Origin of the sequence: Nocardia grenadensis, assembly GCF_050942415.1 — a bacterium.
Classification (GTDB): Bacteria; Actinomycetota; Actinomycetes; order Mycobacteriales; family Mycobacteriaceae; genus Nocardia; species Nocardia grenadensis.
On the sequence record NZ_CP192054.1, the window covers coordinates 5,150,515 to 5,165,177 of the forward strand.

A 14,663-nucleotide genomic window follows, 5' to 3' on the forward strand; every position below is an offset into this window, starting at 1 on the left:
GGCCGGTGACCCGTGGCCGCTGTGACCCGCACCCACACCGGCGTAGGTTCCCGGTACAACGCCGGCGCGAGGGTCATTCTTCCCGGTCCGGCGCCGGACCGGCCCGTGCGCCCCGGAGCGAGCTCAACCTCGCGGATACGGCCAGGGGTTGAAGCGGCAGGTCTTGCCGTCCATCGGCACGACCCCGTACGGATCCAGGGCGGCGATCTCGTTGTTGGCGGTGCCGAAGGTCTGCTGCATCATCACCGGGGCCAGACCGCCCTCGCTCTCGCAGGGCTGATGCTCGTGGTAGCCGATAGCGTGCCCGACCTCGTGGTTGACCAGATACTGGCGGTAGGAGCCGATATCGCCGTCGAACGCCGGAGCCCCGCGCACCCAGCGCGCCTCCGACAGCACCACCCGGCCCTGATCGGAGTTGTAGCACGAGGAATCGATCGGGATATCGAAACCACAGGCCTCACGGGTGGTCGCGCGGGCGGTGAGCGAGATCCGGAAATCCGGCTCCCCGCGATCGATACGCTGGAATGCGAATTTGCGGTCGTGCACCCAGCTCTTCGGATTACCGAGCGTGGATTCGACCAGCCGGGCCACCGATTCGTCGCCACCGAAATTCCGGGTATCGATGCCATTCTCGACCTCGACCGTGTAGGTGAAGGTGTACTGCTCGCCCGCGCCGACCCGGGCCGAGGTGCCCGGCACGATCCGCCAGGTCCCCTTACCGGTCTCGGTGAACTTCCCGCCCGCGGGCAGCGCCCCGATCGGCAGATCCTCCGGGAAGGTCCCGTCGCCCGGCGGTGCGCCGATGACCCCCGCGCTGGCCGGCGGCGGTCCGAGCGCCCCGAAACCGGGATCGATCGGGTCCGCCGGGCCCTCACGACCCGTACGTACCGCGTCGACCACGACGAACACCGTCAGCACCAGCAGGACCGGCAACGCGTACACCCGCCACCCGTACCTGGATACGACGAAACGCAGCCGGCGGCGGCGCGACCCGGCCGCGAGCCGGGCGGCGGGCGGCGGATCACCCTCCGGGTCCCGGCGCGCGCGCAGCGGTTCCCGGGATCCGTCGCCGTGCGGTAACGCCGGCGTAGCCCGGGCGGCGACCGCGAGCTCTGAATCCGGGGGGCGGTGCGCGCTGCGCCCGCCGCCGGAGGGGTTTTCCGGTCGGTCGGTCACGGCTCCACACTCTCACAACCCGCCGTAACGGCCACAATGGAAGTACCCCGGCGGCCATGCCCCCGGTACCGCGCGAGCCACTTTCCGGCATTCCCGAAGGGCACCACACGGATCGGGGCCGGTCCGGGTTCACCAACCCGGGTCGGCAACAGCAGCGTAAGCGAGTATGGTGCTCGAAAGACCCGGTACACACCCCTTTGCCGGGGAATCGACTGGGAGATCCGAATATGACCGACCTCGTGGACCGGATGACGTCCCGCTCGTCGTCCGGCACCGCCCCCAAACGTGGCACCCGGCTTCCCCGTGACGAGCGGCGCCAGCAACTACTCGCGGCCGCCAGCGAGATCTTCGTCCTACGCGGTTATCACGCCGCCGGTATGGACGAGATCTCCCAGTGCGCCGGTGTCAGCAAGCCGGTGCTCTACCAGCACTTCACCAGCAAGCTGGAGCTGTACCTGGCCGTCCTGCAGAACTATGTCGACATGCTGGTGTCCAGTGTGCGCCAGGCGCTGCGCTCCACCACCGACAACAAGCAGCGTGTACGCGCGGCGGTCGCGGCCTACTACGACTTCGTGGACAACGAGATGCAGGGCTTCCGCCTGGTCTTCGAATCCGATCTCACCAACGAACCCCAGGTCCAGCGCCGCGTCGAACAAGCCACCGAAGCCTGCGTGGACGCGGTCTACGACCTCGTCGCCCACGATTCCGGCCTCGACCCCTACCGGGCCCGCATCCTCGCGGTCGGCCTGGTCGGCGCGAGCCAGTTCACCGCCCGGTACTGGCTGGAAGCCGACCGCCCCATCCCCAAGGACGAAGCCGTGGACACCACCGTGGCACTGGCCTGGGGCGGCCTCAAACACGTCCCCCTGCACCCGATCGGCTGACCCACGCCGACCGGACCGGAACACGACGAAGCCCCTGCCGAACCGGCAGGGGCTTCCGTTCGTCCGGGCCCGGTACTCAGACCGCGGCGAAACCCACCCGGCCGCCGGTCACGGCCCCGATCTCCACATAGGCGACCTTGCCGGCCTGGATCAGATACTTGCGGCCCTTCTCGTCGGCCAACGCCAGGACCCCGCCGGTAGCGGCCAGCGCCTCGGAAACCAGAGCCTCGACCTCGTCCGGGCTCTGCGCGCTGGCGATGACGAGTTCCCGCGGGCTATCCGAAATACCGATCTTGACCTCCACGGCCAACCTCCGAACCTAGAGTCCTGTGCTGTCCCAGTAAGGCTAGTTGAGCCGCCGGAGCCCGGACACCCGACGGGGTGCGCTGTCAGCGAACAGTGCCCAGCTGCGGCGCCTCCGGCGCCGCGGGTCGGGGGCCCTGTAACCCCGATTCTTCACTCCGCCGCTCAGTCGCTACGCTCCTTCGCTCTGTCGCTCCAGAATCGGGGGCGGGCCCCGACCACTGAGGTAGACCGTCCGGAACAGACGGAAGGCGCACGCTGCCGTGCGCCTCGACCAGCATGGGGAGGCTCACTTCACTGTAAGTGCTCAACGGTCACCGATCTATGGACGGACGACCGCACACACTCGAGCGCTGCGCTCCTTCGCTCTGTCGCTCCAGAATCGGGGGCGGGCCCCGACCACTGAGGTAGACCGTCCGGAACAGACAGGAGGTGCATGCTGCCGTGCGCCTGGACCGGCTCGCGGAGGCTCACATCCGGCCGCGTCGAAACGTCAGAGACCGAGTACCGCCATTCGTTCGGCGTGGGCGCTCTGCATATGTTCGAACAGGGTGGCGATCCCGTTGAGATCCCCGGTGGCCGCCAGCACGAGTTCGGTGAGCTCGTCGCGCTGCGCCATCACGTACTGGGCCTGGGTGATCGCTTCGCCGAGCAACCGGCGGCCCCACAGGGTGAGCCGATCACGTTCGGATCTGCTGGCCGCGACCGCCCGCCGGACTTCTTCCACGACGAATTCCGAGTGGCCGGTATCGGCGAGCACATCGCGCACCACGGCCGCTACATCCGGGCTCAGCGCACCGGCGATCTCGCGGTAGAAATCGGCGGCGATACCGTCACCGACATGGAATTTGACCATCGACTCCAGCCAGGTGGAGGGGTCGGTTGAGCGATGGTAGTCGTCGAGCGCGCGGGTGAACGGGGCCATGGCCGCGTACACATCGGCGCCGCGCGCGGTCAGGGCCACGTCGAGCCGTTCGAAATGCGCGAGTTCGGCCGCCGCCATCCGGGCCACCGCGACCTTGCCGCGCAGTGTGGGTGACAGCGTGGCTTCCTCGCTCAACCGGTAGAACGCGGATATCTCGCCGTAGGCGAGTACCGCGAACAGGTCGGTCACGCCGGCATGATCGGCGGGGATCGGCGAAGTGGACGAATCGCTCGGTGTAACAACCGGCCCGGCGGGTGACTGTGCTCCCATGGAACTCCAGCGTAGTACGCCACCGTTACACGACGCCGCGCTCACACCGGTGTGGTGAGGAACTTGTCGATATAGGTCCAGGTCGTCGCGCGGGCGGTGGCGCCGGCGAGGATGCCCAGGTGCCCGCCGGGTGCGGTTTCGTAGTGGACGGCCTTCGCTCCGGTGAGCGTGCGCACGCCGTGCTCGACCGCACGGGCCGGGGTGATGACATCGGCGGGCCCGCCGACCAGCAGTACCGGGGCGGTGATATCGGCCAGCCGAATCGATCCCCGCCCGAAATCGACCACGCCGCGGCCGATTTCGTCGCGTAACACCAGCCGATTCCACAGCTGCTGGTACATGCGGCCCGGATAGCCGGGCATATCGGCCATGAAGCGGTCGATGGCCTCCATCCGGGCGAGGGATTCGGTGCGGGCGAGATTGTTGGCCACGAACCAGGGCCGTTTGACCTCCCGGTCCCAGGCGGTGATGCGGTAGGCGAGCCGGGTCAGGGGCGCCGGGACACCGCCCACCGCGCGCAGCGCAGCGCCCACGGCGTCCCCGGTGCCGGTGAGCCGCGCGGCCGCGGCGAGCTGCGGCGTCATCGGCATCGCGCGGTAGTTCAGCGGTGCCCCGACCGCGGTGATCGACCGCACCGGCAGGTCACTGCCCGCGGCCGCGGTCAGCAGCGCCATGGTGCCGCCCAGCGACCAACCGACCAGGTCCACCTCCGGTTCGCCGCCGGCGGCGGCCCGATCGGCGGCGGTGCGGCGGATCGCCTCGGGCAGGATGTCGTAGACCCAGTCGTCGAAGCCCATCCGGCGGTCGGCGTAGGTGATCTCGCCGTAGTCGATCACATACGGCGCGCGACCGGTCGCCAGCAGGAACTCCGCCAGGCTCTGGCCGGGGCGTAGATCGAAGCAGCTCGCGGGCGCGGCGAGCGGCGGCACCAGCAGTACCGCGGCCGCCGACGGTGCGGCGGTACCGGCGAGCAGGGCGGGTTCGAAGCGCCGGAGCAGGCGATGCGGTTCGTCCCACAGCACCGACGCGGTAGTCGGACGGCGCCCTTCCACGCCGTCACCGAACGTCAGCGCCCAGGCGTTGCGCGCGGCCCGCTCGACGGTCCGGGACAGCTCGCCGTCCGGGTCCACCGCCCGGACGGCGCGATCGGCCAGGGCGATACCTCGGTCTGCGATGCTCACGGCACGAATCTCTCATAGATGTATACGGCGGTACCAGTTATGCCGGTGACCGTCCGGTCGAGTGTGTGCCGAATCACTTCCTACCTGCGCGGATTTCCGGTCGCACGTGCACACCTGCCGCAACGGGCGAAACGCTGTGCCGCGCAGGGCAGCTCACCGGAAGAGCCCACCGAAACGAACAACGTCCAGCGGATTTGCGCGAGCGCCTTTCGGAGCGCGGAACAATAGCACGCTACAATCGCGACGGACAACGGAAGAATTCAGCCGATCCATGAGAACCGGCAGCGCCGAAAGTCGCGCACCCCGGGTGCGCCGTGCGGTGGTCGAAGAATTCTCCGGGGTCCACGGAAAATGTGCGCGCACCAGATCCGCATCACCGATGCGCTGCGCCGATGTCCGAGCTTCGCTGCCCTCATCCGGGCACCTGCCGACATCCGGCGGCGGCCCGGGTGAGTATCGCAGGGCGGATCCGTGGTCGTCGCGGACCAGCCGGTCCGCCCCACGCCTCGTGCGCGTGTAGCGCGATAACGAGGGAAGGCACGAACCTGAGCAAGATCACAGTTGAACCGGAACCCGGTCTGGCGGAGACGCTGTTGACAGCCGAGTTGGACTCCGCCCACACCGCACCGACATTCACCGAATTGGGAGTACGCGACGAAATCGTGCGCGCGCTCGGTGAGATCGGTATCGAACGCACTTTCGCAATCCAGGAACTCACCCTGCCCCTGGCCCTGACCGGCGAGGATCTCATCGGTCAGGCCCGTACCGGAATGGGTAAAACCTTCGGTTTCGGAGTTCCTTTGCTGCACCGGATCAGCACCGCCGAATCCGGAACCACGCCGCTGGACGGGACCCCGCGCGCCCTGGTCATCGTTCCTACGCGCGAACTGTGCATCCAGGTGACCCAGGATCTGGAGAACGCGGCGAAGTACCTCACCAACCAGAAGGGTCCGCTGCGGGTCACCTCGATCTACGGCGGCCGCCCCTACGAAGCGCAGATCGCGGCGTTGCGCGCGGGCGTCGATGTCGTGGTCGGTACGCCGGGCCGGCTGCTCGACCTGGCCGATCAGCAGCATCTGATCCTCGGCAAAGTGGGCGTCCTGGTATTGGACGAGGCCGATGAAATGCTCGATCTGGGCTTCCTGCCCGATATCGAGCGCATTCTCGGGATGGTGCCGGACAAGCGGCAGACCATGCTGTTCTCGGCGACCATGCCCGGCCCGATCATCACCCTGGCCCGCACTTTCCTCACCCGGCCGACCCATATCCGCGCCGAGGAACCCCACGATTCGGCGGTTCACGATCGCACCGCGCAATTCGTGTACCGGGCACACGCGCTGGACAAGAGTGAACTGGTCGCACGGGTGCTCCAGGCCGAGAGCCGGGGCGCCACCATGATCTTCACCCGCACCAAACGCACCGCGCAGAAGGTCGCCGACGAATTGGCCGAGCGCGGTTTCGCGGTCGGCGCGGTACACGGCGATCTCGGGCAGATCGCGCGCGAGAAGGCCCTGACCAAATTCCGGAAGGGCACCATCGACGTCCTGGTCGCCACCGATGTCGCGGCACGCGGTATCGATATCGACGACGTGACCCATGTCGTGAACTATCAGTGCCCGGAGGACGAGAAGACCTATGTGCACCGGATCGGCCGCACCGGCCGGGCCGGACGCACCGGCGTCGCGGTCACGCTGATCGACTGGGACGAACTGACCCGCTGGGCGTCCATCGACGCCGCGCTCGGGCTGGGCATTCCCGACCCCGTGGAAACCTATTCACGCTCCCCGCACCTGTTCGCCGACCTGGGCATCCCCGAGGGTGCCGCCGGCACCGTCGGCGCGCGCAAACCCCAGCGCGACCCCGATGCCGTGGTGGTGGAGCGGCCCGAGCGGGCACCGCGCAAGCGCAACCGCCGACGCACCCGCGGCGGCCAACCGGTCGAGGCGGCGGACGCGACCACCACCGAAACCGACGCGCCGGCCGGCACCGGTCCGGACGCCGAGGCGCAACCGGCCGAGGCACCCGCACGGCGGCGACGCCGGCGGCGACGCTCGGCCGATACCGAGTCCGGTGGAACCGAGGACCCCGGTTCGGGCGCCACCGACGCACCGGCGGCCGAGTCCGGCACACCGGCGGCCGACGCCGGGGACAACGGGGCGGAGAAGCCCGCCCGCCGTCGGCGGCGCCGCAAGCCGGCCGACGCCGAGAACGGCAGTGCGGGTGCTCCGCGTGCCGAGAGCGCCGCCGGCCCGGCGCCGGTAACCGAGAACGCGGCGGCCCAGGCCTGACCGACGCAGCACGAGCGCCGGTGGTGATCGATACCGCCGGCGCTCGTGGTGTCTCCGGACCCGGGAGACCGGCGCGGGGCTCACGAGCACCGTCGGATGCGGTACCTGCCATCCGTTACGCTCGCCTACGTGCTCGCACCCGAGCGGCGAACGCGCGCCGACGTCATCACCGCAGCCGCGATCGCCGTGTTCGTGGTGGTCGTGGTGATCGTGGCGTGGGCGACCAGCGGGGTGGCGAACACCGAGTCGATCGTCGCCGACGAACCGGCCCGGCCGCCGCAACCGGCCGCGAAGTTGCCCGCGAAGCTCCAGGAGATGTGGCGCGCGCCCGATACGGCGACCGGCCGGGCGCTCACCGCCGAGGGCGTCGCGGTCACCGGGGCGGACGGCAGTGTGGTCGGACACGATCCGCGGACCGGCGAACAGGTCTGGCGTTACACCCGTGAGCTGCCGCTGTGCGGAGTGGAATCCCAGTTCGGCATGGTGGTCGCGGTCTACCGCACCGGCCGCGGCTGTAGCGAGACGACCATGGTCTCCGGCGCCGACGGGCAACGCCGGACCGCCCGCAGCAGCTATATGGACGGGCAGGTGCGACTGTCGGTCGACGGCACCTATGTCCTCGCCCAGGGTCCCGATCGGCTGGAGGTCTGGCGGTCGGATCTGGTGCGCACCCTCGAATACGGCTACGTGGACGCCAAGGAGAACTGGAAGACCCAGCCGCGGAAGGGTTGTGCGCTGCTGTCGGCCGCCTCCAGCCCGTCCCGGCTGGCGGTCGTGGAACGCTGCCCGGGTGAGCCGGCGAACCGGATCACCGTACTGGCACCGGCCCCCAAGGACGACAATGTGCCCGAGGAGTACGGGTCACGACTGCTGGAGGGCGCGGGCGCCGCATCCGCCGACGCGCGCGTGATCGCGGTGTCGGACAACCGGATCGCGGTCTACCAGCCCGGCACCGACGGACCCGGATCCGAGGCGCCGCGACTGACGATCCTCGACGCCAAGGGCAATCCCGTCGTGGTGCAGGAGCTCTCGGCCCCACTCGACCCGGCCGCCGCCACGGTACGCACCAACTCGGCGTTCCTGGTGTTCACCGGTAACAGTGTCATCGCCCTGAATTCCGCTACCTTCGAGCCGATGTGGACCGCGGCCGACGCGCTCGGTACCCCGGTCCCGATGGCCGGGAAACTGTTGCTACCGGTGCCCGGTGCGATCGCCGCGCTCGATCCGGCGACCGGCGCCCGGACGAACCGCATCCCGGTGGCACGCCCCGATTACGGCGGTGGCCCGATCTCGCTCGGCGCACTCGGTACCACAGTGCTCGAGCACCGGGACGGTCAACTCGTGGCCCTCGCCGACCCCGCCACCGTCGACGCGCCGCGCAGCGATACCGAGCGGCCGGCAAAACCGTTGCGGTGAACCGTTTTCTGTCGGTGCCCTCCGGCAGACTGCGCGCCATGACCGAAGCAGCGCGATCTCTCGACACGGCTCCCGTGGCCGGCCGTCTCCGTTACGACGATCCCGACGCCCCGTGGAACCAGTTCGCCGAGCAGGGCCCGGCCGACTGGAACAGCGAGGTAATCCGGGAGTTCCGCGCCAACGGCGGACGGGTCGGCGGCGCCTACGCGGAGGCCGAACTGCTGCTGCTCACCACCACCGGTACGCGGACCGGTAAGCGACATGTGGTCCCGCTGGGCGCACTCTACCGCGGCGAAACCCTATACGTCAGTTCGTTCGTCGAGGGTGGTTACCCCGCCTGGTATCACAATGTGCGCGCGGATCCGGCGGTGATCGTGGAACTGGGTGATCACGTGTACCACGGCACCGCCCGGGTGCTCACCGGCGCCGAATACGACGAGTTCGCGGCCTGGGTATCGGCGAACAATCCGCTGCTCGCCGACTTCCAGGCCACCACCGACCATCCGGTGCCGCTGGTGGTACTCACCCTGGCCACCTGACGCCGGGCACCGCGGGGTCCCGAATGGCTGCGGCGGCCCGGCGGCCGGGCATGATGGACCGTATGCCCGGCTCCGACGACGCCCGTGTGGTGCTGGTCCGCCACGGTGAGACCGATTGGTCGGTGCGACACCGTCACACCGGCCGCACGGACCTACCGCTGACCGATACCGGCACCCGGCAGGCCACCGCGGCCGGCCGGGTGCTGTCCACGCTGCGGTTGCGTGATCCGCTGGTCTACGTCAGTCCCCGCCTACGCGCCCGGCGCACCGCCGAATTGGCCGGGCTACCCGACCCGCGGATCGATCCCGACCTCGCAGAATGGGACTACGGCGACTACGAGGGCCGCACCACCGCCGAGATCCGCACCCGGAATCCCGGCTGGACGGTGTGGACCGGCACGATCCCCGGTGGCGAGTCCGCCGAGCAGGTCGGCGCCCGCGCCGACCGGGTGCTGCACCGGGCGGCCGCCGCCCTCGGTACCCGGGATGTGGTCCTGGTCGGGCACGGGCATTTCTCCCGGGCCCTGATCGCCCGCTGGCTGGGGTTCGAGGTCCGGGAGGGACGCCGATTCGCGCTCACCACCGCCGCGGTGAGCGTCCTGGGCCACGAACACGAGGACCCCACGTTATGGGCACACAATCTGCGCGCCGGCACCCTCGAATGATCCCGCGCGGGCGGCCCGCCCGGCACACCTCCCATCCGGGCTCCGGCCCCCGACCAGACAAGGATTCCGCGCCAGTGACCTCCGCCCCGCTCATCCGCCGCGCCACACCCGCCGACGTACCAGCCCTCGTCGATCTGGTGTACGGCCTGGCCGAGTACGAGAAAGCCCGGGACGAATGCACGCTCACGGCCGAACAACTGCACGCCGCGCTGTTCGGTCCCGAGCCCGTGGTTTTCGCCCATGTGGCGCTGCTGGACGGTGTGGTCAGCGGCTGCGCCATCTGGTTCCGCAACTTCTCCACCTGGGACGGCGTGCACGGGATATATCTCGAGGATCTGTACGTAACCCCCGCGGCCCGCGGTAGCGGTCTCGGCCGGGCGCTGCTCGCGGCGCTCGCCCAGGAGGCGCGGACCCACGGCTACAGCAGGGTGAGCTGGTCGGTGCTCACCTGGAACTCGCCCTCGATCGGGTTCTACGAATCACTCGGCGCGCGCGTCCAGGACGAGTGGGTGGGCTACCGGCTCTCCGGCGAAGCTCTTACCGCCCTGGCCGAGACGTCGCAGACCGCCGCGACGGAGTGAAGCGCGGCGCCGGTCATTCCTCGCCGGTCACCCCGTACTCCTGCGCCGCCCAGCGCGAGCTCGGCGGCGCGAACAACAGGCCCAGCGCGCCCAGCGCCACCACTCCCAGCACGGTCCCGTACAGCGGCTGCCCCGACCCGAACAGCAGCGACCACACCACCGGCAACAGCAGCAGCTGGGTGATCACCGCGATCGCCCGCCCCCAGCGCTGCCCGAACAGCAGGCCGATCCCGGAAGCCAGCACCGCGCCACCCAGAATCCCGAACCACATGGCCGTGCCGTAGCCGCTGATCTCGTCCTCCCGGTGCCCCAGCAGCGCCCGCACGATCAGCACCGCCGCCACGGTTACCGCGACCGCGCCTTCCAGCGTCACCAACCCCCCGGCGCCACGGACCGTCCCGGGCACACCACCGACGTCTTTTCGCTCGACCACCCGGCCAGCTTAGGTGGACACACTCCCAACCCCCACCCGCAGCGTCACGTGATCGATACCTCCTCCGACCGGACCGTCCATTCATTCCATTAAGGTGCGTAGGTGCGGACGTTGTTGATCGTCAACCCCAATGCGACCTCTACCACGGCGGCCACGCGAGATCTGCTCGCGCACGCGCTCGAGAGCCGGACCCAGCTGACGGTGGCGCACACCCAGCATCGTGGACATGCCGCGGAGTTGGCGCAGTGGGCGGCGACCAATGAGATGGATCTGATCGTGGTGCACGGCGGGGACGGGACGGTCAACGAGACCATCAACGGTTTCGTCCCGCTGCCGCAGGTGGACGACGGGCAGGTGTGGCGGCCGCGGCTCGGCATAATTCCCGGTGGTTCGGCCAATGTGTTCGCGCGGTCCCTCGATATCCGGCCGGACCCGGTGGCGGCCACCAACCAGTTGATCGATCTGCTCAAGGCCGGTGACGCCGATCGCCGAATCGGGTTGGGGCTCACCGATGATCGCTGGTTCTGCTTCAGTGCGGGCGTCGGTTTGGACGCCGATGTGTGTGCCGCGATCGATACCGCTCGGGCCAAGGGGCATGCCGCGACCCCGGCACGTTATGTGCGCACGACCGTCCGTCAATTCTTCCGCGTCAAACAGGACCGGCCCGAAGTCACGGTGCACGTTCCCGGACACGAACCTGTTTCCGGTGTTCATTACGCCTTTGTGACCAATACCAGTCCCTGGACTTATCTGAACGCCACTCCGGTGTGTACCAATCCGGGTACCCGGTTCGAAACCGGACTCGGTGTGTTCGCCGTGCGAACCATGGCGTTACTGCCTACACTGCGCCTGGCGACACAACTGCTGTCGCCGCACTCCGAGCCGAAGTCGCGGAAATTGTTCCGTGACGACGACGTCCCGTCGGTGCGCATCACCAGCGCCGATCCCATCGGTCTGCAAATCGACGGCGACTTCATCGGTGAACGTGACGTGGTGGATTTCACCGCTGTGCCCAACGTCCTGGACGTGGTCGCCCCGCGGCCGGTTTGAACTGACGCATTCGGGAAATACATCTCGTTGTGCTGCAGAAACCGGCGTAGGCGAGTACAAAGGACTGCGGCAGGTCCCCGATGCGGGACTTCAGTGCGTGAGCTTCCCCACGGTGCATCGGATACCTATTGACATCTACGGTGTTCGTGAAAGCATTCACAAGCAACCGTGCGGAAACATTCAGTTCGCACAAGTGAACGACCCACCAACCGAATCGGCGCCCGGTAGCGGCGCCCTACTAAGGAGCAGAAGGAATGGACTGGCGCCATAAGGCCATCTGTCGCGACGAGGACCCTGAACTGTTTTTCCCGGTGGGCAACAGTGGTCCTGCGCTCGCGCAGATTGCCGATGCCAAGCTGGTCTGCGCTCGCTGCCCTGTGACCGCCGAATGCCTCTCCTGGGCTCTGGGATCCGGGCAGGACGCCGGCGTATGGGGCGGAATGAGTGAAGACGAGCGGCGTGCGCTCAAGCGCCGCAATGCGCGCACCCGCACTCGGACCGCCGTCTAGAGCGCAGGGAAGCGATTACCGGACCCGGCCCGGTCCGGAGAGTCGCGAGTGCCCGGCACCAGCATTCTGGTGCCGGGCTGAATCTTTTCTACGGTCCGTCGGCACGGGCACGAGACTTTACCGGAATACAGCCCCGGAAATTCCCGAGTGTTTTCCACCACAGGCGATCCCGAGCGTGCATAATTGATACCGGCGAGTTTCCGTCGGGTATCAGCGTGCCGAACGGCGCCCCAGCGGCACACGCAGTACCGCGTCGGTGCCGATATCGGACCCCGGATGCAGGCCGATGGTGCCACCCAACTCCGCCGTAACCAGCGTGCGCACGATCTGCAGGCCGAGACTGTCCGAGGACTGCAGGCTGAATCCTTCCGGCAGGCCCCGCCCGTCATCGCTGATGATCACGTCCAGCCAGCGTGCCGAACGCTCCGCGCGGATGGTCACCGTACCGTTCTGCCCGCCGTCGAAGGCGTGCTCGATGGCGTTTTGCACCAATTCGGTGAGCACCATGACCAGCGGCGTGGCCCGCTCCGCGGAGAAGACGCCCAGAGAACCGGCGCGGCGCACCGTGATCCGGGCCGTGTGCACCGTGGCGACATCCGCCATGATCGGCAACAGCCGGTCCACGACCTCATCCAGATCGACTTCCTCGTCGACGGACATGGACAGCATCTCGTGCACCGACGCGATGGAGGTCACCCGGCGCACCGATTCGGTGAGCGCCCCCCGCGCCTCCTCGTTCTCGGTACGCCGGGCCTGTAGCCGCAACAGCGCGGCCACCGTCTGCAGATTGTTCTTCACCCGGTGGTGGATCTCGCGGATGGTGGCGTCCTTGCTGAGCAACGCCCGGTCCCGGCGTTTGACCTCGGTGACATCGCGGACCAGCACCGCCGCCCCCGCCAGTTGCCCGTGCGGCCGCAACACCAGGGTGCGCAGCAGCACGGTCGCCCCCCGCGCCTCCACCTCCATCCGGCGCCCGGTACGACCCGCCAGCGCGGCCTGGATATCCCCCACTACCTCCTGCGCGTCGAACGGGTCGGTGACCAGCGACCGAGTGGTGACAGCCAGATCCTGGCCCGCCAGATCGGCCTGCAACCCCATGCGGTGATACGCCGACAGCGCGTTCGGGCTGGCGTAGGTGACGATCCCCTCGGTATCGAGCCGGATGAACCCGTCGCCCGCCCGCGGGCTGGAATGGGTGGCAGCCCGGTCCTCCGTGGTCGGGAACGTTCCGTCGGCGATCATCTGGCACAGATCATCGGCGCAGGCGACATAGGCGATCTCGAGCCCACTGCGCACCCGCGACCGCTGCCGGTCGGTATCCCGGCTGAGCACCGCGATCACATCGTCACCGCACCGCACCGGAATCGCCTCCCGGATCGCGTGCACCGGATGCGGGTGGTAGACCCCCTGCGCCTCCCCCTCGGTATCGGTGCGCACGATCTCCCCGCGGGTGAGCGCCTCGAACACCTGCGAATGCTCGGAATACCGGGCTGTGGTCCCGACCAGATCCTCCAGATGCACCGTCGGCGCGGTGGTCGGCCGGCACTGGGCGACACATACGATATCGGCGCCGTCGTCGACCGGCCCCGCCCCCACCCACAGCAACAGATCCGAAAACGACAGGTCGGCGAGCAACTGCCAGTCCCCGACCACCCGCTGCAGATGATCCACTCCCGCCCCGGGCAGATCGGTGTGCTCGGCCAGCAGATCACTCAGTGTCGACATACTGTAATTCTGGCGCGCCTTCGGCGCGCGGGGTTGAGGCCCCCTTGGTCTCGCCGTTCAGGCCCCGAGACTCGCGCTTCGCGCATGCGCTTCGAGGCCTGAACGGCGAGACGGGCCTCAACCCTTTCAGGGCCTCGCTGAACTCGGCACCGAGCGAGTGCCGCTGTGCGTGAAAGCGATCGGACGCCAGGTAGCCCGTGCGGTCGAGTCGGCATCCGAGCCGGCCGTCGAATGCTGACGCAACCCGCATGTGTCGAGTTGTGCGAGACACAGGGTTGAGGCCCCTCCAGCCCGTTGGCCGAAGGTGATCAATGGTCGGCCTCTATAGACGATCCACCGCACATCGCATGCGCCGAAAGCGCGAGTCCCGAGGGCCGAGACCGCGAGACCGAGGGGGCCTCGCCCCCACGACGCCGCCGGCGCCAAGATCACTGCACCACGGCGATGAGGTCACCTTGCTGGAGGACCTGGCCCGGGGTGACCGCGATGGAGGCGACCTCGCCACCGACCTCGGTGATCACCGGGATCTCCATCTTCATGGATTCGAGCAGAACCAGGGTCTGGTCGATCGTCACCCGGTCCCCGACTGCGACCTCGACGGTGAGCACCGTGGACACCATCTCCGCCCGCACTTCTTCCGCCATGACACCCCGTTCGGTAGGTTCGTTCCGGTATCGGGGCCCTGCCCGCTGTACCGCCGTCGGTACAGCCAACCACA

General features: G+C 68.6%; 15 protein-coding genes. 8 read left to right on the plus strand and 7 right to left on the minus strand.

All coding sequences use genetic code 11. The annotated features are described in order from the left end of the window. Positions 1-123: 123 nt before the first annotated feature. A complete protein-coding gene (locus ACQPYS_RS23640; RefSeq protein WP_084481486.1) occupies positions 124-1,176 on the minus strand; it encodes a DUF3152 domain-containing protein in 1,053 nt (350 codons plus the stop codon). 227 nt (positions 1,177-1,403) lie between these two features. Here ACQPYS_RS23640 and ACQPYS_RS23645 point away from each other — a divergent pair, with 227 nt between their 5' ends. After that, complete coding sequence (locus ACQPYS_RS23645; RefSeq protein ID WP_030523399.1) at positions 1,404-2,060, plus strand: TetR/AcrR family transcriptional regulator; 657 nt, start codon at positions 1,404-1,406, stop codon at positions 2,058-2,060. Positions 2,061-2,136: 76 nt separating this feature from the next. Here ACQPYS_RS23645 and ACQPYS_RS23650 read toward each other — a convergent pair whose 3' ends face one another. The 3 genes from ACQPYS_RS23650 to ACQPYS_RS23660 all read right to left on the minus strand — a co-directional run bounded on the left by ACQPYS_RS23650 (position 2,137) and on the right by ACQPYS_RS23660 (position 4,739). Next, on the minus strand, positions 2,137-2,364 hold the full coding sequence (locus tag ACQPYS_RS23650; protein WP_030523398.1) for a DUF3107 domain-containing protein: 228 nt from the start codon (positions 2,362-2,364) through the stop codon (positions 2,137-2,139). A gap of 492 nt (positions 2,365-2,856) precedes the next feature. After that, positions 2,857-3,558 carry a ferritin-like fold-containing protein gene (locus ACQPYS_RS23655; RefSeq protein ID WP_063039184.1) on the minus strand — a complete coding sequence of 234 codons (702 nt, stop codon included), beginning with the start codon at positions 3,556-3,558 and terminating at the stop codon, positions 2,857-2,859. A 41-nt stretch (positions 3,559-3,599) separates the two neighbouring features. After that, on the minus strand, positions 3,600-4,739 hold the full coding sequence (locus tag ACQPYS_RS23660) for an alpha/beta hydrolase (protein ID WP_433490861.1): 1,140 nt from the start codon (positions 4,737-4,739) through the stop codon (positions 3,600-3,602). 524 nt (positions 4,740-5,263) lie between these two features. Between ACQPYS_RS23660 and ACQPYS_RS23665 the strand changes: the two genes are divergently transcribed. The 5 genes from ACQPYS_RS23665 to ACQPYS_RS23685 all read left to right on the plus strand — a co-directional run bounded on the left by ACQPYS_RS23665 (position 5,264) and on the right by ACQPYS_RS23685 (position 10,228). After that, positions 5,264-7,027, plus strand: a complete 1,764-nt coding sequence (locus ACQPYS_RS23665; RefSeq protein WP_433493117.1) for a DEAD/DEAH box helicase — start codon at positions 5,264-5,266, stop codon at positions 7,025-7,027. Positions 7,028-7,156: 129 nt separating this feature from the next. Next, positions 7,157-8,443, plus strand: coding sequence for an Rv3212 family protein (locus ACQPYS_RS23670; protein WP_433490862.1), 1,287 nt, complete (start codon positions 7,157-7,159; stop codon positions 8,441-8,443). Positions 8,444-8,481: 38 nt separating this feature from the next. Next, the gene (locus ACQPYS_RS23675) at positions 8,482-8,982 is read left to right on the plus strand and encodes a nitroreductase/quinone reductase family protein (protein WP_063039419.1); all 501 of its coding nucleotides are present in this window, start codon (positions 8,482-8,484) and stop codon (positions 8,980-8,982) included. 62 nt (positions 8,983-9,044) lie between these two features. Then, a complete protein-coding gene (locus tag ACQPYS_RS23680) occupies positions 9,045-9,647 on the plus strand; it encodes an acid phosphatase (protein ID WP_431941838.1) in 603 nt (200 codons plus the stop codon). Positions 9,648-9,721: 74 nt separating this feature from the next. Beyond that, positions 9,722-10,228 (plus strand): N-acetyltransferase family protein, encoded by a 507-nt coding sequence (locus ACQPYS_RS23685; protein WP_433490863.1) that lies wholly within the window; start codon positions 9,722-9,724, stop codon positions 10,226-10,228. A gap of 13 nt (positions 10,229-10,241) precedes the next feature. Here the strand turns inward: ACQPYS_RS23685 and ACQPYS_RS23690 are convergent, their stop codons facing one another. Next, positions 10,242-10,661 (minus strand): hypothetical protein, encoded by a 420-nt coding sequence (locus ACQPYS_RS23690; protein ID WP_063039188.1) that lies wholly within the window; start codon positions 10,659-10,661, stop codon positions 10,242-10,244. Between the two features lie 102 nt (positions 10,662-10,763). Here ACQPYS_RS23690 and ACQPYS_RS23695 point away from each other — a divergent pair, with 102 nt between their 5' ends. Beyond that, entirely contained in the window at positions 10,764-11,711 is a 948-nt protein-coding gene (locus ACQPYS_RS23695; RefSeq protein WP_063039190.1) for a diacylglycerol/lipid kinase family protein, read from the plus strand. Positions 11,712-11,965: 254 nt separating this feature from the next. Then, on the plus strand, positions 11,966-12,220 hold the full coding sequence (locus ACQPYS_RS23700) for a WhiB family transcriptional regulator (RefSeq protein ID WP_033243220.1): 255 nt from the start codon (positions 11,966-11,968) through the stop codon (positions 12,218-12,220). A 210-nt stretch (positions 12,221-12,430) separates the two neighbouring features. Here the strand turns inward: ACQPYS_RS23700 and ACQPYS_RS23705 are convergent, their stop codons facing one another. Continuing rightward, positions 12,431-13,945, minus strand: coding sequence for a sensor histidine kinase (locus tag ACQPYS_RS23705; protein ID WP_063039192.1), 1,515 nt, complete (start codon positions 13,943-13,945; stop codon positions 12,431-12,433). Between the two features lie 428 nt (positions 13,946-14,373). Continuing rightward, on the minus strand, positions 14,374-14,589 hold the full coding sequence (locus ACQPYS_RS23710; protein ID WP_063039199.1) for a biotin/lipoyl-binding carrier protein: 216 nt from the start codon (positions 14,587-14,589) through the stop codon (positions 14,374-14,376). Positions 14,590-14,663 lie beyond the last annotated feature (74 nt).

Bases quoted from the DNA above. Each gene is read 5' to 3' on its own strand.
- ACQPYS_RS23645 (WP_030523399.1), top strand. From the start codon at position 1,404: ATGACCGACCTCGTGGACCGGATGACGTCCCGCTCGTCGTCCGGCACC.
- ACQPYS_RS23655 (WP_063039184.1), bottom strand. From the start codon at position 3,558: ATGGGAGCACAGTCACCCGCCGGGCCGGTTGTTACACCGAGCGATTCG.
- ACQPYS_RS23675 (WP_063039419.1), top strand. From the start codon at position 8,482: ATGACCGAAGCAGCGCGATCTCTCGACACGGCTCCCGTGGCCGGCCGT.
- ACQPYS_RS23680 (WP_431941838.1), top strand. From the start codon at position 9,045: ATGCCCGGCTCCGACGACGCCCGTGTGGTGCTGGTCCGCCACGGTGAG.
- ACQPYS_RS23700 (WP_033243220.1), top strand. From the start codon at position 11,966: ATGGACTGGCGCCATAAGGCCATCTGTCGCGACGAGGACCCTGAACTG.
- ACQPYS_RS23705 (WP_063039192.1), bottom strand. From the start codon at position 13,945: ATGTCGACACTGAGTGATCTGCTGGCCGAGCACACCGATCTGCCCGGG.
- ACQPYS_RS23710 (WP_063039199.1), bottom strand. From the start codon at position 14,589: ATGGCGGAAGAAGTGCGGGCGGAGATGGTGTCCACGGTGCTCACCGTC.